The sequence below is a fragment of the Pseudoxanthomonas sp. G3 genome (assembly GCF_057654715.1).
Genome location: NZ_CM172805.1, coordinates 1359729 through 1379404, shown reverse-complemented (window position 1 = coordinate 1379404; position 19676 = coordinate 1359729). Strand labels below are relative to the sequence as shown.

Sequence of the window (19676 nt, the reverse complement as noted above, 5' to 3'; positions counted from 1 at the left end):
GCCCGATCGACGCCGTGCACCCTCGTAGTGAGGTGTGCGCGCGAGCGATCGCACGCCACCACCCCACATCACCGGATCCCACGATGCGCCGAATCCTCGTCCTTTCCATCGCGCTCGCCCTGCAGGCCGCGACGTCCACCGTTGCCGCGCAGGCGGCGAAGCCCGCGACCGATGCCATTCCCTCGCAGTCACTCGACAGTGCGCTCAACGCACTCTCGCGCCAGACGGGTCTGCAGTTCGTCTACCACGCGCAGGCCGGCAATCCACGCACGCGCGCGATTCCCGCGGGGCTCTCGTCCGACCAGGCGCTCGCGCAGCTGCTCGACGGCACCGGCCTGCGCTACCGCTACCTCAATGCGGGCACCGTGACCATCGAACCCGACACGGCCACGTCGCCGGCGACGCCCGCACCGGCGCCCGCGCCCGCCACGCCAGTTCCCGCACCCACCGCCGCTGCCGAGGCGCCGCAGGCACAGGAGCTGGAGAGCATCGAGGTGGTGGGCAGCTACAGCCGCAGCCTGGAACAGGCCGTCGACATCAAGCGCTACAACGTGGGCTTTTCCGATTCGATCGTCGCCACCGACGTGGCTGACTTTCCCGAACAGAACCTGGCCGAAGCGCTGCAGCGGATGCCCGGCGTGACCATCGAGCGCAACAAGGGTATGGGCAGCAAGGTCAACGTGCGCGGCCTGCCGTCCGAGTACACCCACGTCTCCATCAACGACCTGGCCACCGCGTCCGGCAGCGGCGGGCGCGACGTGGAGTTCGACCTGTTCGCGTCGGAGATCATCCAGCAGGTGACCGTGCAGAAGTCGCCGACGGCGGCCGACGAAGAAGGCGGCATCGCCGGATCGGTGAAGATCTCCACCGCGCGCCCGTTCGACTACACCGGCCGCAAGCTGGTGGCCTCCGCCGAAGGCGCGCACAACTCGATCTCCGAGGAGACCGACCCGAAGTTCGCGTTCCTGGCCAGCGATACCTGGGGCGACTGGGGCGCGTTGGTGTCGTTCTCGCACGCCGAGCGCACCAACCGCACCGATTCCACTTCCGGCATCAACTTCCGCCCGATGTCGCGCTTCCTCGGCGCGTCCGGCACGCGCGGCTCGCAGGCCGAAGCGGTGATCGAACGCGACACCGGCTGGGTCATCAACAACCGCGCCAACACGGACGAAAGCAACCTGATCGTGTTCCAGGACAAGGTGGGCGACCGCGTCTACCTCAACGACCAGGAGAAGTGGGGCGCCACCGCCTCGCTCCAGTACAAGCCCAGCAACACCTTCAGCCTGACGTTCGACGCGATGCTCGGCGGCTACGACACCACCGAGGACGAGTACGACGCCGCGGCCTACTCGGCCTCCAGCCGCAGCACGCTGGAGACCATCCACGCGTACGACGACACCACCCTGTCCGAGTACGGCATGCTGGTGCTGCGCGATGTCTCCTACACCGCCACCCAGCATGAGTTCCTCAGCAAGGAACGCATCAACGAGACCGACTACGCCCAGTACAGCCTGGCGCTGGACTGGAAGAACGACGTCTGGGCGGTAGACGCGATGGCCGGCTACTCCGGCGCCGAGAAGACCCTGGACTACGCCAACCTCAAGCACGTGGCCTACGCGCCGTCGCGCACGCGCTGGACCGGCCGCAGCGGCGAAACGATCCCCAGCGCCAGTTCGGCAGGCTTCGACATGTACAACTCGCCGTCGCGCTATCTGTTCGAGGCCTACGAAACCACGCTGGAGAAGATCAGCGACGACAAGTACGCCGCGCAGGTCAACGCGACCCGCACGCTGGACCTGCCCTTCCTGCCGGCGCTGCAGAACATCCAGTTCGGCGGCCGCTACACCGACAAGTCCAAGGAGCGGAACTACGGCGAACTGAAGATCACCGGCCCCGGTCCCGGCGATACGTCCTGGGTCAACACGCGCACGCTGGCCGACAGCCCGCTGCAGGCGATCGGCGACATCGTCCCCGGCGGCCACTACACCGTGAAGGATCTCGACTGGCAGCAGGTCTCCAATGATTTCGCCCGCGGCTACTTTCGCTATCCCGGCTTCCGCACCCCGTTCGACGATGCGCAGTACTACCGCGTCGACGAGGAAGTCACTGGGCTGTACGCGATGGCCAACTTCGGCTTCAACCTCGGCCGTGTACCGATGACGGTGAACGCCGGCGCGCGCTACGTCGATACGCAGGTGGTGTCGTTCGGGTACCACCCGGTGCAGAATCCCGACGGTTCCACCGGCTACACCGATACGCCGGTGTCGAAGGACGGCAGCTACACCGATGTGCTGCCCAGCATGAACGTTACCGCCGAACTCGCCGACGGCCTGCTGCTGCGTGCGGCGGCCTCCGAGACGCTGATCCGCCCCGCGCTGACCGACGTGGCCTACAAGCGCACGGCCAGCTGGAGCTCGTTCCGCTTCACCGACGGCAACCCGGACCTGAAGCCCACCTACGCCAAGCAATGGGAAATCGGCCTGGAGAAGTACCTGTCCAACGGCGGCCTGCTGGCGGCGTCGTACTTCCGCAAGCGCATCGACGGCGTGGTGGTGAACGCGCTCACCGGCGTGGTCGAGGACGTGGCCGTCTACAACGCCAACGGCACCCTCAACGGCTATTACGACTTCGACGTGTACCAGCCGGTCAACGCCAAGGGCTCGTACGACGTGGGCGGCATCGAGCTGATCGCCAACCTGCCGCTGGGCAGCGTGCACGAAGCGCTGGACGGCTTCGGCATCAACGCCAACTTCACGATGCTGGACAGCTCGCTGGCCGGCGAATCCGACCTCGGCATCCGCACGCCGATGCCCGGCCTGGCCGAACAGACCTGGAACTTCACCGCGTACTACGAGAACGCGCGCTTCGACGCGCGTGTGTCGTACAACCACAAGGACGAGTACGTGGAGTCGATCGGCTACAACATGTACCCGATCTGGCGCGACGCCTACGGCCAGCTCGACGTGTCCATCGGCTACCGGATCAGCGACCATCTCAAGCTCAGCCTGAAGGGCATCAACCTGACCGACGAAGCGACCAGCGGTTACACGATGGATCCGTCGTTCCCGACCATGTACGAGAAGTCGGGCCGCCGCATCAGTCTGGGCCTGCGCGCGGACTTCTGAGCCCCGGCGCGCCGCCGGCAGCTGCTGCGGCGCGCTTCTTCTTCCTGCGATCCCGCCGCACGCGCGGCGGCATCGCCGTGCCTTGCGAGGTATCCGATGCGCGCATTCCTGCTGGTGGCCGTGCTGGCCGCTCCCCTCTCCGCCTGTGCCGCCGACGCCGGCGCGGGCCGCACCTGGCAACCGGGCGATCACCACGTGCACAGCGAGTGGAGCGTGGACTGGGACCGTTCCACCACCCCGCCCACGCCGGTGCCCGGCGGCGATTCGCCGTACACGCGCACGCGCAATGCGCAGCAGGCGTCGCGCTACGGCCTGACGTGGATGGTCCACACCGATCACGGCGGCCCAGGCCATTCCGTGGTCACCCGCGACCATGCCTGGCCTGCGCTGCAACAGGCGCGCCGCGATGTGCCCGCGCTGGTCCAGTTCAACGGCATGGAATTCGATGTGCCCGCTGCCGAACACGCCTCGCTGATCATCGCGCCAAGCGCGCGGGAGCGCGATGAGCTGGTGGAGATCGAACGTCGCTTCAGCCGCAACGAACCGGTCGACGGCGTGCAGCGCGACGACCTGCAGACCATGCTCGCGGCGCTGGCGCACATGCGTACCCTGCCTGCGCCGCCGCTGATGGTCGTCAACCATCCCTCGCGCACCGCCACCGGCGTGGGCCAGTGGGGCGAAGTGGAACCGGCCGAACTGCGCGCGTGGCACGACACAGCGCCACGCGTGCTGGTCGGCATGGAAGGTGCGCCCGGCCATCAGGCGATCCGCAGCGAGCGCGGCCTGTACCGCAACGCGGCAGCGCCGACGTTCGGCGGCTTCGACCAGATGACCACCCAGGTCGGCGGCGTCTGGGACACGCTGCTCGCCGAAGGCCGGCGCTTCTGGATCACCGCGACCTCGGATTCGCACCACAACGTGCGCGATGGCGGGCGCGACTACGACCCCGGCGAGTACAGCAAGACCTACGTGTGGGCTCGCCGCGACGCGCACGACATCCTCGATGGGCTGCGCCATGGCCGCATGTTCGCCGTCACCGGCGACCTGATCGACGCACTGGAACTGACGGTCCGCGCCGCCGACGGCAGCACGCCTGCGGCCACGCTCGGCGACACGCTGACGCTGCCGGCGGGCAGCACGATGCACGTCGAACTGAAAGTGCGCCAGCCTGCCACGCCCAACGCGCACGGCCAGCATCCTGCCTTGGCGCAGCTGGAACTGATCGTTGGCCACGCAGGTGGCGGCGAGGCGCCGCGCATGCAGACGCGACGCTGGAACGCGCACGAATGGCGCACCGAAGGCCGGTGGAAGATCGTGCGCTGGGACCTGCCCGTGCCTGAGGGCGGCGCCTTCGTCCGTGCGCGCGGCAGCAGCACGCGGGAGCCCACGCCGCTGCCCGATGTGCCGGGCGAAGACCCGTGGCAGGACCTCGCGTTCTATGCCAACCCGGTGTTCGTCGAGGTCCCGCGCGACGCCGCACGCTGAGCCTGACAAAGCACGACGCGGCAAGACAGCGCGGGTTCACGCCTTCGTGTGATGCGGCACGCAGTTTCACGCGCAGTGCGGGCGCGCGTTGACATCGTCTTTGCGTACCTGCCGCGACACTGCACGTGTGGTCGGTGCCGCGTCGCGGCCAACCGGATCCAGGTGAACAGCCACGGCGACCACTAGGACACCGTTGTGCGAAGCCCTAGCTTCGCCCAGCATGGCTGCAGCATTGCGTCCCCGTCGATAGGATCGCTGGCGCGGTGTCCTCTTATTCCTGGCGGCGCACAAGCGCTGCTCCTTCTCCCTTCTCTCCGCCTGGCGGAGAGAAGGGGGCGGCAGGCCAGATGATGAGGCACACGCGTTGAGCATCGACGCTTTCGCGTCATTAGTGTGTCGCTGGACCCATCGCGTGCCTTTCGGTGCCTCCGGCATCGTTGCCCTTACGCCGTCGTCACCCTCTCCCGCAGCGTGGGGCGAGGAGGCACTGCGCATTGCGCATCATGATGGAGACAGTGCACTTGCCGTGCTTCATGCCTTCTCCCCGCCCAGCGGGGAGAAGGTGGCCGAAGGCCGGATGAGGGACACGCTTGATGTGTCCATCTGCGCGCCCACCGCCCTCACCGCCATCGCCAGCAGACCCGCCGTCGACAACGGCCCGTTACCGGGCACGCTGCCTTCGCAGCCGCGACGTGCGCGCCGTACGCGACGACGGCCCGCGTCGGGCGACCCGCGCTTCATACGTTGGGCGGCGGCGGCAAACGCACGCGCGGCGTGGGCTCGGCCAGCGACGCCAGCGATTGCAGCTGGCAGAAGGTGGCGTCATAGGCGGCCACTTCTTCCTGGTACTGGCAAAGCGCGCGGAAGGGATTGCGTGCGGACAGCGCCTGCGCGGTGGCGCGCAACTGCTGGCCGTCGGGATGGGTCTGGACCAGCGCCGCCACCCAGACGGTGAGCGCTTCGAGCTGGCCGGTGGTGCGGGCGTCGCTGGTTTCCAGACGATCCAGCAGGTTGTGCAGATGGGTTTGCGAGTACAGCAACATGGGGCGTGGCATCCGGTGCGTGATCACCGCGGCCTGGCCCCTGTTCCAGCGCGTCGGTTTTCCTCTGTCACGGGCGGTGCCACGGCATCCGGCCACCGTTGGGCGGCCGGAGTCAGGCGCCGTTGGGGAAGGCGTGACTTCCGGCCTACGCCGTGCGCCTGCGCGTCATCCGCGCAGGTTCACCTCGGCCACCTTGTCCTCGTAGTCCTCCTTGGGATCCACGCCGAACAGCAGCTTCATGCCGGCCCACAGGCTGTGCTCGTTGAGCCAGATCTCGGCGTGCTCGGCGTCGAAGCGCAGCAAGGCGAGCTTGGGATCGTCCTTGCCTTCTTCGTACCAAGCCGCGACGAAGGGATTCCACAGCCGGTCGATCACCTCGCGGTCGTCGTCGCGCACTAGCGCGCCCTGCAGGCTGGCGAACAGGTCATGGCCCATCGAAGCGAACGTGGCGATGGCGCGTTGCGGCGTGGTGGCGCGCTGCGCCAGCAGGTTGTCGGTGGCGGTGAAGATCCACAGCGGACCGCGGCCTTCATGCTCCAGCAGCGCCGTCATCGGCCGCGTGTGGCCGTCTTCGGCACCGTCCAGGCCCAGCATCAGGGTACGGTCGGACTTCAGCGCCTTCCACAGCTTCTTCTCGAGTTCTTCGGGGGTATGCATGTGCGGTGTCCTCGTCGATGGATGCGCCTTACCGTAGGCGGGCGGATGTAGGGCAGATGTCAACGTGGCGTGGAAGCGTCAGTGAAGGGTCATGTTTGTCGCGTGCGCCTCACGCCGCGCACTGGCAGGTGAATGCGCACGATCGGCTTTCACTTGAGGTTCGCAAACGCGCGCGCAGGCTGGCGCCGCGATACCCACCAGGAGAAGCGCATGAAGACCTCCCGCATCGTACTGTCGCTCGGCCTGCTGTCGGTGATGTCGGCCGCCGCCGCGCAGAACAGCTACTACGGCCCGGAAGATGAGGGCCGCCGCTTCAGTGACGGCAGCAAAGTCGAATGCCGCAACGTGGAAGTGCAGAAGAACAGCCGCGACCCGAACCGCGTGGCCGGCACCGCCATCGGCGCGGTGATCGGTGGCCTGCTGGGCAACCAGGTGGGCAGCGGCAACGGCAAGAAGGTCGCCACCGTGGGCGGCGCCGTCGCCGGCGGTGCGATCGGCCGCCAGGTCCAGGGCAACAGCCAGGAAAGCAAGGGCGATCGCATCGTCGAACGCCGCTGCGAGCGCGTGTACCGCTAACGCCCCTGCCCTGTGGGACAGGTGCGCCGGCGCCTGCGGTGACGAGGCCGCAGGCGCCTTTCTTTTGCCTGCATCAGGCGGGCATGTCCGTGACCGGCAACCCTGCGCGTAGCCGGGCGTTCTCGGCTTCCAGCCGTCCGTAAGCGCGGAACAGCGACCACGTGCCCCAGACGCCGAGCACCAGCGCGTGCGCGAACGGCACGGCGGCCACGGCCATCAGCCACACCAAGGCATCGCCTTGCATCGGCCGCATCCAGGGAAGCGCCATCAGGCCTTGGTTGACGATGGCCATCGCGGTGGACACCACCAGCAGACAGAAGCTGACGTGCCTGAAGCGACGCCAGGCCTGCCATTGCAGCACCAGCACCACGCCGCTGCACAGCAGCCCCGCCACGATGAATGCCCAACTGAGGATCATGTAAGCAGGCATGCCAACTCCGGGGATGGAATGCCCGGATCATAACGGCCCGAACATGCATCGCCGCGAGCAGCCGCGGCGTGCGTCAGCCGAGCAACCCGTACGCGGCGACGGTGGCGGTGCGCTCGGGTTGTTCTTCCACCGGGCGCGGCGGGCTGATCAGGTAGCCCTGCAGGCGGGTGCAGCCCATGCCAGCCAACAGCTGTTTCTGCTCGGGCGTTTCCACGCCTTCGGCCACCACGTCCAGGCCGAGTTGCCGGCCCAGGTGCACGACGGACTGCACGATGGCCGCTTGGCGCGAACCGGGGACCAGCTGGTGCACGAACTGGCGGTCGATCTTCAATTCGTGCACCGGCAGGTGCGCCAGGTACGAGAGGCTGGAATAGCCGGTACCGAAATCGTCCACCGAGATACGCGCGCCGGCCTCGGCCAGGGCCTCCAGCACGCGCGCGGTGCGTTCGCGTTCCACCATCGCCATCGATTCGGTGATCTCCAGCGTCAACACGCCGGCGGGCAGGCCATGGCGACGCATCGCGCTGCGCACCTGCGCCACCAGATGTTCACTGCGCACCTGCGCGGCGGAGAGGTTCACCGATACGGTCGGCACGCGCGCGCCGGCGCGCTGCCAGGCGGCCCACTGCCGGCAGGCTTCGTCCAGCACCCAGGCGCCGAGTTCGACGATCAGCCCCACCCGTTCGGCCAGGGCGATGAAGCGGTCGGGCATCACCAGGCCCAGGCGCGGATGGCGCCAGCGCACCAGCGCTTCCATGCCGGCCAGGCCGTTGTCGAGGGCGCGGATCTGCGGCTGGTAGTACAGCACCAGCTGGCCGCGCTCCAGCGCGCGGCGCAGGTCGTAGGTCAGCTGCAACTGGCCCTGCGCGCCTTCGCTCATCGAGGGCTCGTACAAGGCCATGCCGTTGCGACCGGATTCCTTGATGCAGTACATCGCCGCATCGGCGTGCGCCATCAGCGCGTCCGCGTCCTGGCCGTCGCCGGGATACAGCGCGATGCCGATGCTGGCGGTGACGCGCACGTCGTCGTGGTCTTCCAGCTTCATCGCTTCGCCCAGGCGCGCCAGCAGGCGCTGGCCCAGCACCGTGGCCTCGCTGGCGCCGCCCACGGCGGCGGCCATGACGAATTCGTCCCCGCCCAGCCGCGCCACGGTGTCGCCGGGCGCGATCATCTGCCGCAGCGTGGTGGCCACGCGCACCAGCAGCGCATCGCCCACGTGATGGCCGAAACCGTCGTTCACGCCCTTGAAGCCGTCCAGGTCGATGAAGAGCACGGCGAAGCGGCTGCCGTCGCCCTGCGCCCGCGCGATCCGCTGCTGCAGGTAGTCCACCAGCTGCAGGCGGTTGGGCAGGCCGGTAAGCGCGTCGTGCAGCGCCAGATGAGTGAGCTGCTGGTTGGCCTGTTGCAGCGAGGCCGACAGGCGCGCGGTGCGTTCGTGCAGCAGGCGGTCGAGCACGCTGGCGCCGATGGCGGTGCCCAGCACGGCGGCGTTGATGACCACCAGCAGCCACGCCAGCGAATCCGGCGACAGGCCCGCGCGCAGGGCGGCGCCGCACATCGAGCCTTCCGGGAAGTGGGCTGCGGCCATGCCGGTGTAGTGCATGCCGACGATGGCCACGCCCATCACCGCCGCGGCCAGCGCGCGGTGCAGGCGTTCGTGGTGGACGTCCTCGCGCAGGCGGTAGGCGATCGCCAGCGCGCCGCCGGCGGCGGCGATCGCGATCAGCACGGAGACGATGAACCAGCCCGGGCGGTAGACGATGTGCGGGTCCATCCGCATGGCGGCCATGCCCACGTAATGCATGGCGGCAATGCCCATGCCCATCACCACGGCGCCGCTGAACAGGCGCGCGCGGCTGACCTGTTCGCGGGTGACCAGCCACAGCGCGTAGCCGCTGGCGGCAACGGCCAGCAGCAGGGACAGCAGGGTGATGCCGATGTCGTAGCCCAGGCGGATCGGCAGGCGCAGCGCCAGCATGCCGATGAAGTGCATGGACCACACGCCGATGCCCATCGCCAGGGCGCCGCCGGCCAGCCACCAGCGCTTGGCCACCGCGTCGCTGGCGCGGATGCGGCCGGTGGTCTTCAGCGCCGCATACGAGGCCAGGGCGGCCACGACGAACGACGTGGCCACCAACTCCGGCACATAGGTTGCGACCAGCCCCTTATCCATGGAAACGCACTGACCCTTCCCCTTGCTGACGGTGATAGCGGCCGCCGCCCCGGAAGCATGATGCCGTCAGCGCAGCGACACGGCGCGCATGTCCGGGAGTGCGGCCTGCGTCACGGAATGGACCCCTCCGCGGGGCGCGCGCCGCAGGCGCCGGCCGTCACGACGCGTCCGCCACTTCCTGTCCGCTTCCTGCCCGCGCCGCATGCGCGAGGCCCGTCCGGTCACCGTGCCCGCCGGGGTCCTGCCCCACCGGCAGGCGCATGACGAACACGGTGCTGCCGGCGTCGACCTGCGCACTCACCTCGCCCCCATGCGCGCGGGCGATCTCGCGCACGATGAACAAGCCCAGTCCCAGGCTGGCATGCTCGCCCTTGTTCGCGGCCGTCGAACCGCGTCGCAGGGGGTCGAACAAGGTGTTGAGCGCCTCGGCTGACAGCGGGGCGCCCGCATTGCTCACGGTGATGAGCACCTGATCCTCCTCGCCGGCCACGGCGACGCGGATCTCCTTGTCGGGCTCACCGTATTTCGCGGCGTTGGTCACCAGGTTGTGCACGGCCTCGCGGATGCGCGTGTCGTCGAACTGCCCGTGCGCCTCGCCCTGCACCTGCAGCGCGATGCGTGCATCGGGCAGCGTGGCGCGCAGCAGGTCGACTTCCTCGGCCACGGGCACGGACAGATCGCAGGCGACGCGTTGCAACTTGATACCCGCGCCCACCGTGCTCTTGCTGTAGTCCAGCAGCGCATCCACCAGGCGGCTCAGCTGCACGCCACCCCGGAGGATGAATTCGGCGGCCCGCGCATGCGGCGTGCCCTTCGTGCTCTCCACCAGCAGTTCCGCCCGGCCGACCACGGCGGTCAGCGGCCCCCGCAGGTCGTGGCCCAGCGCGCCCAGGAAGACATTGCGCCACGACTCCACGGTGCGGGAGAACTCCACCAGCGATTCGGCCACGGCCTGGTCGATGGCTTCGTTGAAGCGGATCAGATCGTCCACGGCGTCGGCCATCAACGCCTTGTCGGCGGCCCACAGGCTCAACACCGAGGCGCGCAAGGCGCGGTATTCGGCGATCATCTGATTGACGCCGAAGCCGTCGTCGGCGCGGCTGCGGCCGTGGCTGCGGGCGGCCGATTCCGGCCCGGCATGGAGCGGTGCGCGGCCGAGCGACTTGGCGCGCTGCTGCGCCGCGGTCTGCGGCGTACGCAGGTCCGCCACGATCTCCTGCAGGATGTGCGGAATATCGTTGCGCAGGCGCTGCATGTTCAAGCGCGCGTGACTGGGCGCCTGGGTGATGGCGAACTCCACGGCGTCGTCGAGGATCCGTTGCGTATTGGCTTGGATGAAGTCGGCAAGTCGCATGAGCACTCCGTGTTGCAGATACGGTGTCGAATAGGTGGTGTCAGTCGGTCCCCCGGTCATGAGTGGATACAGGTCAGTCGGTCAGGCTGCGCGGATCGCGGGGATCGTCGATGTGCGGGGATTCCTCTGGCGGATCCGGGCCGACGGGCACGTCGTCCGGATCGCCGGGGTCGCGCGGCATCGGCGGCCTGCCCGGATCCTCGGGGGCATCGGGATCGCTGGGCGTGCCGGGCTCGCTGGGCTTCCCGGGTTCGGACGGCGTGCCGGGCGTGCTCGGCCTGCCCGGTTCGGTCGGCGTCCCGGGCGGCGTGGGCTCGGGCGTGCCATGCATCGCCGCCGCGCGCAGGTCGGAGCGCATGGCCGCGGCCAGATCGGGCGCGGCAGGCGTCACGTGGGCGTGGGGAGACATCATGGCGGCGTCCTCGTTTGCGAGCGTCCAGCCTCGCGACCTCCGTGTTTTCGATCCGTGATGAGAGCGTTGTGATTTTCAGCTTCTGGTCACGCGCAGGGCGCTAGCACCACTGCACGCTGAACGCGTGGACTGCGCGCGCACGATCTCTTTACGCGATGCGACCCAGCATGCACCCATGCTCTGCCAAGAACGCATCGACGCGCGTCTGAACGACGCCGAATTCCTCGTCCTTTCCGGCGCCGATGTCGGCGACCCGCAGCAGTTCCTCCGCGGCCTGTGGATGCAGGTCTACGACCGCGCACCGATGCATCTGCGTTCGTCGGTGCTGCGACGGCTGCATGCGTTGTCGCGGCGCCTCGGGGTCAGTTACGTGCACGGCGACGGCGGCCCTGCCCCACCCTGAGCGGACGGCACGTGTCGACGACGCGGCGCGCCGCGCGCTTACTGCCGGGGATACACGCGCGTCAGCGCGTTCTCGATGTCCTGCCGGCGGAACGGCTTGGCCAGCACCGGCGCATCGGCGAACCGTTCGGGCAGCCCCTGCTGGCCGTAGCCGGTGGTGAAGAGGAAGGGCACGCCCTGCGCGCGCAGCGCGTCGGCCACCGGGAACGACGGCGTGCCCGCCAGATTGACGTCTATGATGACCAGATCGGTCTGCGCATCGGGCAGATCGGCCAGCGCCTGATCCACCGACGCCGCGCTGCCGGCCACCTCGTAGCCCAGCGTGGGCAGCAGGTCTTCCAGCAGCATCACCAGCATGGATTCGTCTTCCACGATGAAGACGCGCGGGGCGGTATCGGAGGTCGTCATGCGGCTACGTCCAGGTCGGGCATGGGAGCGGTGATCCGGCAGTGCACGCCGGCGGGTTCGAAGTTCAGTTCCACGTCGCCGCCCAGGTCGTGGCGCAGGCCGCGCTCGATCAGGCGCGAGCCGTAGCCGCGGCGCGCGGGCGGCACCACGGGCGGGCCGTCGCTTTCCTGCCAGTGCAGCACCAGTACGCGGTGCCCGGTGCGCAGCTCCGACGCCCAGTGCACGCGCACGCGCCCCGTACGGCCGGACAAGGCGCCGTACTTCATGGCATTGGTGCACAGCTCGTGCAGGGCCATCGACAAGGCCAGGGCGCGCTGCGGGTCCAGCTGCATGGCCGGGCCGTCGATGTCGAAGCGGTCGGCATCGTCCTCCAGGCAGGGCGCGATGGCGGTGCGCACGATGTCGTGCAGCGGCGCGTGGTCCCACTCCTGGCGGGTCAGCACGTCGTGCGCCTGCGCCAGCGCATGCAGGCGGGATTCGAAGCGGTCGAACGCCGGGCCGATGTCGGTGGCGCCGCGCAGGGTGCGCAGGGCGATGGACTGCACGATGGCCAAGGTGTTCTTGACGCGGTGGTTGAGCTCGTTGAGCAGCAGGCGCTGGTGTTCTTCGTGCTGCTTGCGCGCGGTGATGTCGGTGGCGGCGCCGAACCATTCGCTCACCTCGCCGCCGATCGGGCGGATGGGCACGGCGCGGGAGGCGATCCACACCCAGGCGCCGTCCTCGCGGCGGACGCGGTGTTCGACATTGAGCGTGGTCTGGGAGGCGCGGGCGCGGGCGATGGCGTCGGCCACGCGGGCGCGGTCCTCGGGGTGCACCAGAACCTCCAGCCAGTCGGGGGTCAGCGAGCCGTGCCGGCCCAGCAGCAGGCTGCCGCCGACGATATCCACCTCGCTCCAGTCGGCGTTGGTGCGGTAGACCAGGTCGGAGGTGGCATCGACCATGGCGGCCAGGCGTTCTTCGCTGCGGCGGCGGGCTTCTTCGTGCAGCTTGCGCTCGGTGACGTCGCGGGTGGTGCCGGCGACGGCTTCCACTTCGCCGTCGGGGCCGAGGACGGGCATCAGCAGGTAGTCGTAGATGCGGCGGCCGTTGGTGCCGTTGAAGGGCACGTCGCCGCGCACGGGCTGGCGGGTGGCGACGACCTGTTCGATCTCGCGGTCGTGCATGGCGGCGTGCCAGGGTTCGTAGCCCAGTTCCAGGCAGTTCTTGCCGATGGCTTCGTCCCAGGTCTTGCCCCACATGGCCAGCAGCGCGGCATTGGCGTAGGTAAAGCGGTGCCGCAGGTCCCACATGTAGACCAGGTCGGGCGTGGTTTGCAGGAGGGTTTCGTACAGGCGAACGCGCTGTTCTGCGGGGGCGTGCGCACCGCCTGCCATCAAGGAGCGATCCATTGAAAGACGGGGTCTGATGTGGCGATGGCTCACACTACCGCCCGTCGGCGTGCTCGACCTGTGAAACTTGGCAGGGGGCAAGCGCACGGCGCGGCTCCGGTTCAGAAAACGCGCAAAAGAAAGGCCCCGTGCGGGGCCTTTGGTGACGCGCTGCGGCAGGGCTCAGCCGTTGCCGCCGCTGTCGGCCCCGGCGGACGCCGCGCTGCGGCGGCTGAAGCGGGAGGCCAGTTCGCGGCGGGCTTCGTCCACGCCCTTGTCCTTGCCGGCGACCTTGATGACGCCGTAGACCTCGAGGGCGGCATTCATCAGGTCGCTGCCCAACGCGAGTTCGGTATCGGACGCGCGTTGCATGAGGTGGGCGAGTCGGGCGGCGCGGGGGCGCAGGGCGTCCAAGGCCAGGTGGTCCTGGCGGAAGGCCTCGAAGTCGAAGTCGCGCGGCATGAGGCCGGCGTGTTGCTGGGCGACGGCCAGTGCGCTGGTGCAGAAGGCGCGGGATTTGTTGCCCATCTTCACCAGGTCGGAGCGTTCTTCGACGGTGAGGGCGATCAGGAGGTCGAGCTCGGCTTCGAGGGCGGCCAGGGCGCCGTCGATGCGCTCCAGGCGGTCGGGCTGGAACGTCAGGGCGATGCGGTTCTGCGTCATGTGATTGCGTCCTTTCAGGTTGTACCGGCCGGGTCCGGCCGGCATGGGCAGCCTACTGCCGCGCACCCGCATTGCGACGCCCTGCCCCGCTAATGGAGTAGTTCTCACACGACGCTGCACGATTAGGCAAAAAAGAGCGACGCGAGGCCGAAAAACATCCAACGTTTCACCAAAAAGGGGCAACGTTGGATGTATGTGTGAGAAGAAACACCGAAAAAGAGGGAACGTTGGACCTTAGTGTGAGAAGAAAGGCCAAAAAACATCCAACGTTGGATCTATGTGTGAGAAGAAAGGCCAAAAAACATCCAGCGTTGGATGTTTGTGTGAGAAGAGAGGCCGAAAAACATCCGACGGTGGATGTTTGTGTGAGAAGAGAGGCCGGAGAACACCCGACGGTGGATGCTTGTGCAAGGAGAGACGCGCTCTCCCTCTGAACTAGTAAGTATTCCTTGTCAGTTCGTTCAGGTTTGGACTACTGCCAGTAGGAGCATCAACGCTTGGCGTACAACTCGACGAACTGCAACGGCGACAGGCCATGCAGGGACATGTGGGGTCGCGACATGTTGTAGCGAACCCTCCAGTCATCAAGCATCCGCTGCACCTCGGCCAGGCTGCGGAACCTGTACCAGTCCAGGACCTCTTTCCGCATCGTCCGATGGAAGCGCTCAACGTAAGCGTTGTCCGATGGCTGGTGAACGCGGGAATAGTGCCTTCTCACTTTGTTGCGTTTGGCCCATTCCTCGTAGGCGCAACTCTTGAACTGCACGCCATTGTCTGTCTGGAGGACATGGGGACAACGCTGCTGGGAAACGAGGTCCTCCAGCACCGCCACCACCGCTGCCGCCGTCTCTCGCGGAAACACGCGGCACGCAACGCACTCCCGGCTGTAGGTATCGATGACTGACAGTACGTAGTAGCGCTTGCCGTTCGGCAATGCATCAACCAGAAAGTCCATCGCCCATGTCTGGTCTCGCGCCCCCGCTGGTAGCAAGCGCTTTACCACGCGCACCGGTACGTCCACCGGCTTGTTCCGCCACTTGATCTGCAGGCGGGCGCGCTGATAGGTCAACAACGCCTCGGCCCGAGAGATACCGTGGTAGTAGCGGAGTGCATCAAACATGCCGCGGAATCCCCTGCCTGGGTTCTCTTCGAGGAACGCCCTCATTGAGGCGACCAATCGCTCATCGCTTTGGCCACGCTCGCACTTCTGCCCAACAGCTTCATTGATGCCGCACACCATGTTGGCCTGTCGCCTCGACAGGCCGTGACCGGCCTGGATGGTGGCTGCGTAGAGACCGCGCCGAGCAGGCCGGGGCTCCAAACGCTTGATGATGGCGGTGGCTGCCTTCAAGCCATCCGACTTGTATTTCAGCTGTTGGTTGAGATTCCAATTTGCATGCTCGAGGGTCCGAACCCTCGTCAACCATTCCGCATTCAAGCCCATGTAGGGCCGCCACCAACTCACCGCGTCGGGTGAAATGCCGAACGCCCGAGCTACGGATGACCTGGTTTCGCCCTCCTCGAGCCTCCGCAGCAGACGCGCCACTTGTTGAAGGCTCAACTTCCCATGCGGCCCCAGCCGGGCGGAGTGCTTGGACACGGCCTTGGTCATGATGCCTTTGCCCCAACCGAGGGGTTTTGAAACTAGTCCCTTAGGTGTTTCCGCTGCGTGGAGGCAAATGCATCTATGGCGGGAACTCGCCCTGCCTTTGCAAGCCACCCAACATGTCATCCAGACCGTCGGCGATGGTTTCCAGCCCCGCACCCCAGTGAAACCCCTCGATCGGGGACGAAGGGCTGCCGGCAGGCGGCGTGTAGCCCTTGGCGAGCTCTGCCAACAGCCAGAGGTGCTCAGTAAGACGACAGAGTTGGGCGTGGCGTTCTTCGCTCAGCAGGTAGCCAGCCGCGGGGACAACGTAGGTAGACATAGGTGTACTCCAATCCTTGGATACGGCCCGCTCGCTGGTGCGAAGCGGGGTGTCGGGAGGCTCGAACCGCAAGAGGACGGCGGGCGTATTTCCCTTTCGGGTGTTGTGGCCCACTCCCGACATAGCGCTACGTCGGCTCTGCCCGCAGGGGCAAAAGAAAGCCACCCGGTTCCGGAGGTGGCACCGCTTCTTGGGGAGTTTCGAGGCTCCGACAAACACTATCGGCGGGACGCCCCTAGACAGGCCACCCCTGTCAGACGCCGCTGGCCACGCCATATACTCACATTTGGTGTTCTACCAGAGTGTTGTCCATGGGGATCTCGGAGCTACAGGAAGCACTCAGGCAGTTCGCTGCCGAAAGGGATTGGGAGCAGTTCCATACGCCAAAGAACCTGGCGGCATCGCTATCCATCGAAGCTGCGGAGGTACTCGAGCACTTCCAGTGGCTAACCGACGAGCAGAGCCGAAATCTCAAGCCAGAAGCACGCGAGAAGGTCGGTCATGAGATCGCTGACGTCCTCCTCTACTTGCTGCAACTGGCAGATCAGTTGGAGATAGACCCACTGAAAGTGGCAGAAGAAAAGTTGGCCCTCAACGCCGCCAAGTATCCTGTTGAGAAGGCAAAGGGAAGCAGCAAGAAGTACACCGAGTTGTAAAAAATACCGCCAAGGGGAAGGCACGCGTGATCGTCTATCAGGCCACCAAGACGAAGTTCTTGGATGAAGCAGACAACCGCAATATCGAAGATGTCGTGAGCGAGGCTTATCAGCTGAAGACTGGCCGGCGCGTATCCGATGCCGAGTTCAACTCCTGGGCAGCATCACTGAGGGAGATGGCCCGTGTGCTTCGCGATCCAGACATTCCTGCGGACATAGGTGTTGGCGTTGAGTTCGGCATTCCACAGACTGCTAAACGCATCGATTTCGTACTCTCCGGAGAGAACGAAGCTGGCGTCCCTCACGCAATAGTCGTTGAACTGAAGCAATGGTCCTCGGCGAAACTTAGCGAGAAGGACGGACTCATCATCGCGCAGCGTGGTGGCCGAGCCGAAACTGAAGGCCCCCATCCCAGTTATCAAGCTTGGTCGTATGCAGCGCTGCTCAATGGTTTCAACGAAGCGGTCTACGAATCCGGCACGGCGCTTAAGCCATGCGCATACCTGCACAACTACCGGGATGACGCGGTTATTCGTGACGCTCGGTATACCCCATACCTTGAGAAAGCTCCGACCTTCTTGAAGGGGGAAGGCGAATTAAGGAAGCTCCGAGAGTTCATCAAGCAACACGTCAAGAAGGGCGACAACGGAGATCTCCTCTACAAGATGGAGAACGGCCGCATCCGTCCCTCGAAGATGCTGGCTGACAGCCTCGCGAAGATGCTCAAGGGCAATGACGAGTTTGTGCTCGTAGACGACCAGAAGGTCGTTTACGAGACCTGTCTCGCCCGCGCGGAGCATGCCAGTGATAACCGCAAGCAAGTCGTCATCGTCAAGGGCGGACCCGGAACCGGAAAATCCGTTGTGGCAGTCAATCTACTTGTCGCACTAACCAAGCGCGGCCAGGTAACCAAGTACGTATCCAAGAATGCTGCGCCTCGCGCTGTGTATGCAGAAAGGTTGGCCGGCCAGGTGCGTACGGCGGAAGTCAAGAACATGTTTTCCGGCTCAGGCGGGTTCTTCGAAACCGAGCCGAATGTATTCGACACATTGGTTGTCGACGAAGCGCATCGGCTTAACGCCAAGAGTGGTCTTTATGGGAATCTCGGCGAGAACCAGGTAATGGAGATCATCCGTAGTGCCAAGTGCACGATCTTCTTCGTGGATGACGACCAGATTGTGACACTCGCCGATATCGGCCACACCGAAGAACTAAAGCGCTGGGCCTCCGCTGCCGGCGCCGAGATCACGACGCTCGAGCTTTCGTCCCAGTTCCGGTGCGGTGGCTCGGATGGTTACATCGCTTGGCTGGACAATTTGCTTGGCGTTCGAGAAACGGCGAATCTCAATTTCGACCGTGGCGACTTCGATTTCCGGATCATCGACTCGCCCGTGGAGCTGCACAACCTGATTAGAGAGAAGAACAAGGCCAACAACCGATCGCGCGTTGTGGCTGGTTATTGCTGGGACTGGAAGAGCAAAAAGGATAGGAGCGCCTACGACATTGTGATTCCAGAGTTCGACTACAGGGCGCAATGGAATCTCGGCTACGACGGAAGCCTCTGGATCATGGCAAGCAACTCAGTGGAGCAGATTGGCTGCATTCACACGTGCCAAGGGCTGGAACTCGACTACGTGGGAGTAATCGTTGGGCCCGATCTATCCTGGCGCGATGGCAAATCATTTGCCGACCCAACAAAAAGGTCGAAGCAAGATCGCTCTGTTCGCGGGTACGCATCAAGAATGGAGAGAGATCCCAGCACCAAGTCTCTGGGCGAATTGATTGTTAGGAATACCTACAAGACCTTGATGACGCGCGGCATGAAAGGATGTTTTGTCTACTTCTCAGACGAAGCATCGAGCCGTGAGGTCAAGCAGATCTTAGTGAGCACGGATCAATGAATCTCAGCGAGACCTTGGAGCGCGTAATCGAGCTCCAGAAGAAATATAACTCTAGAAGCACGCCGGAAATGAAGGAGCGTGGCTTCCATATCCGAACCAGCACCCCCAATCTCCTTAAGAGTATCCAGAGAGAGATCAGCGATGTATCCGGAATATCGCCCTCCGACTTATTGATCAAGGGGAGAGACGCGACCGGACGAATGGCAGAGATACCCTGGGTGCGATTCTCATCGCGATCAAGATCACCCAGCGCAACGAAAGGCTGGTATGTGGTTCTGCTTTTCCGAAAGGACGGCGCAGGGGTCTACCTAGCCCTAGCGCACGGATCCACTCATTTCTCTGGCGGCTCTTTTGTCTCTCGATCTTCCGCCGAGTTGGCGGGACTGATGTCCTGGGCCAGAAAGCAGCTTCCCGCGGATGAGCTCGACTTAGATGGCATCACAAGCGATGTAGTGCTCGCCGCAAAGGGCGGACTTGGGAGAGCATATGAACAATCTTGCGTTGTTGCGTTTTTCTATCGTTCTGGAAAGGTTCCTGACGACCAGGAGATCCACAAGAATGTTCTTACGATGGCCTCACTACTTGGTCGACTTTACGCAGCCGAACAACTAGGAAGGAGTCCACTGTCTGAGAACCCTGATGTACTGGCGGCACGAAAGCTGATCGAGCAGATCGCAAAGCCAAATGTAAATCAGGGCCAGGGATTCATCATCTCAAGTGCCGAACGCAAAGCTGTCGAGCTTCAAGCCATGAAAGCTGCAACCGAGCTTCTTGAGTCGCTTGGATACATCTGCAAAGACGTGAGCTCAAGCGGATCTTTCGATCTCTTGGCAACGAAGGATGGCATGGAAGTAAAGGTAGAAGTAAAAGGCACCACGGGAACTGCAAGTTCAATACTTCTAACGGCTAACGAAGTCGAGCTCCATCGTGGCGAAAACCCCAATAACGCACTAATCGTAGTTCATAACATCAATCTCTTGCGCACAAGCAATGGTCCACTTTGCACAGGAGGAACTGTCAAATACTGGATCCCATGGCTCGTTGAAGAGAGCCGACTGACGGCGACCGCGTACAGCTACAGACTTCTTTGAAGCTG

Annotated in this window: 18 protein-coding genes; 7 read left to right on the top strand and 11 right to left on the bottom strand. The window is 65.2% G+C overall.

Annotated elements, in window-relative coordinates; all coding sequences use genetic code 11:
* Positions 1–83 precede the first annotated feature (83 nt).
* The gene (locus tag AC23D6_RS06480) at positions 84–3125 is read left to right on the top strand and encodes a TonB-dependent receptor (protein WP_487751964.1); all 3042 of its coding nucleotides are present in this window, start codon (positions 84–86) and stop codon (positions 3123–3125) included.
* A gap of 96 nt (positions 3126–3221) precedes the next feature.
* Positions 3222–4610 carry a CehA/McbA family metallohydrolase domain-containing protein gene (locus AC23D6_RS06475; RefSeq protein WP_487751963.1) on the top strand — a complete coding sequence of 463 codons (1389 nt, stop codon included), beginning with the start codon at positions 3222–3224 and terminating at the stop codon, positions 4608–4610.
* A gap of 737 nt (positions 4611–5347) precedes the next feature.
* Here the strand turns inward: AC23D6_RS06475 and AC23D6_RS06470 are convergent.
* Both AC23D6_RS06470 and AC23D6_RS06465 read right to left on the bottom strand, forming a co-directional pair.
* The gene (locus tag AC23D6_RS06470) at positions 5348–5653 is read right to left on the bottom strand and encodes a hypothetical protein (protein WP_487751962.1); all 306 of its coding nucleotides are present in this window, start codon (positions 5651–5653) and stop codon (positions 5348–5350) included.
* A gap of 165 nt (positions 5654–5818) precedes the next feature.
* Positions 5819–6310: a pyridoxamine 5'-phosphate oxidase family protein gene (locus tag AC23D6_RS06465; RefSeq protein ID WP_487751961.1), complete on the bottom strand. Its 492-nt coding sequence runs from the start codon at positions 6308–6310 to the stop codon at positions 5819–5821.
* Positions 6311–6520: 210 nt separating this feature from the next.
* Between AC23D6_RS06465 and AC23D6_RS06460 the strand changes: the two genes are divergently transcribed.
* Positions 6521–6886: a glycine zipper 2TM domain-containing protein gene (locus tag AC23D6_RS06460; RefSeq protein ID WP_487751960.1), complete on the top strand. Its 366-nt coding sequence runs from the start codon at positions 6521–6523 to the stop codon at positions 6884–6886.
* 73 nt (positions 6887–6959) lie between these two features.
* Here AC23D6_RS06460 and AC23D6_RS06455 read toward each other — a convergent pair whose 3' ends face one another.
* From AC23D6_RS06455 to AC23D6_RS06440, 4 genes are all read right to left on the bottom strand, one after another.
* Positions 6960–7316 (bottom strand): hypothetical protein, encoded by a 357-nt coding sequence (locus tag AC23D6_RS06455; protein ID WP_487751959.1) that lies wholly within the window; start codon positions 7314–7316, stop codon positions 6960–6962.
* 73 nt (positions 7317–7389) lie between these two features.
* Complete coding sequence (locus AC23D6_RS06450; protein WP_487751958.1) at positions 7390–9489, bottom strand: putative bifunctional diguanylate cyclase/phosphodiesterase; 2100 nt, start codon at positions 9487–9489, stop codon at positions 7390–7392.
* A 157-nt stretch (positions 9490–9646) separates the two neighbouring features.
* On the bottom strand, positions 9647–10843 hold the full coding sequence (locus AC23D6_RS06445) for an ATP-binding protein (RefSeq protein WP_487751957.1): 1197 nt from the start codon (positions 10841–10843) through the stop codon (positions 9647–9649).
* A 73-nt stretch (positions 10844–10916) separates the two neighbouring features.
* Entirely contained in the window at positions 10917–11255 is a 339-nt protein-coding gene (locus AC23D6_RS06440; RefSeq protein WP_487751956.1) for a hypothetical protein, read from the bottom strand.
* 175 nt (positions 11256–11430) lie between these two features.
* On the opposite strand from AC23D6_RS06440, the gene AC23D6_RS06435 reads away from it, so the two are divergent.
* Positions 11431–11658 (top strand): hypothetical protein, encoded by a 228-nt coding sequence (locus AC23D6_RS06435; protein WP_487751955.1) that lies wholly within the window; start codon positions 11431–11433, stop codon positions 11656–11658.
* Positions 11659–11696: 38 nt separating this feature from the next.
* Here the strand turns inward: AC23D6_RS06435 and AC23D6_RS06430 are convergent, their stop codons facing one another.
* The 5 genes from AC23D6_RS06430 to AC23D6_RS06410 all read right to left on the bottom strand — a co-directional run bounded on the left by AC23D6_RS06430 (position 11697) and on the right by AC23D6_RS06410 (position 16023).
* Positions 11697–12065: a response regulator gene (locus AC23D6_RS06430; RefSeq protein ID WP_487751954.1), complete on the bottom strand. Its 369-nt coding sequence runs from the start codon at positions 12063–12065 to the stop codon at positions 11697–11699.
* Positions 12062–13438, bottom strand: a complete 1377-nt coding sequence (locus AC23D6_RS06425; protein ID WP_487751953.1) for a sensor histidine kinase — start codon at positions 13436–13438, stop codon at positions 12062–12064. Before AC23D6_RS06425 ends, AC23D6_RS06430 begins: the two co-directional genes overlap by 4 nt.
* Before the next feature lie 177 nt (positions 13439–13615).
* Positions 13616–14095 carry a hypothetical protein gene (locus AC23D6_RS06420; RefSeq protein WP_487751952.1) on the bottom strand — a complete coding sequence of 160 codons (480 nt, stop codon included), beginning with the start codon at positions 14093–14095 and terminating at the stop codon, positions 13616–13618.
* Between the two features lie 490 nt (positions 14096–14585).
* Positions 14586–15707 (bottom strand): IS3 family transposase, encoded by a 1122-nt coding sequence (locus AC23D6_RS06415; protein WP_487751951.1) that lies wholly within the window; start codon positions 15705–15707, stop codon positions 14586–14588.
* Positions 15708–15780: 73 nt separating this feature from the next.
* Positions 15781–16023, bottom strand: coding sequence for a hypothetical protein (locus AC23D6_RS06410; RefSeq protein WP_487751950.1), 243 nt, complete (start codon positions 16021–16023; stop codon positions 15781–15783).
* Positions 16024–16334: 311 nt separating this feature from the next.
* Between AC23D6_RS06410 and AC23D6_RS06405 the strand changes: the two genes are divergently transcribed.
* From AC23D6_RS06405 to AC23D6_RS06395, 3 genes are read left to right on the top strand one after another with little or no spacing between them, the layout of a single operon-like run.
* A complete protein-coding gene (locus tag AC23D6_RS06405) occupies positions 16335–16679 on the top strand; it encodes a nucleotide pyrophosphohydrolase (RefSeq protein ID WP_487751949.1) in 345 nt (114 codons plus the stop codon).
* Positions 16680–16705: 26 nt separating this feature from the next.
* Entirely contained in the window at positions 16706–18580 is a 1875-nt protein-coding gene (locus AC23D6_RS06400; protein WP_487751948.1) for a DNA/RNA helicase domain-containing protein, read from the top strand.
* Positions 18577–19671, top strand: coding sequence for an MrcB family domain-containing protein (locus AC23D6_RS06395; protein WP_487751947.1), 1095 nt, complete (start codon positions 18577–18579; stop codon positions 19669–19671). The genes AC23D6_RS06400 and AC23D6_RS06395 overlap by 4 nt, the downstream gene beginning before the upstream one ends.
* Positions 19672–19676 lie beyond the last annotated feature (5 nt).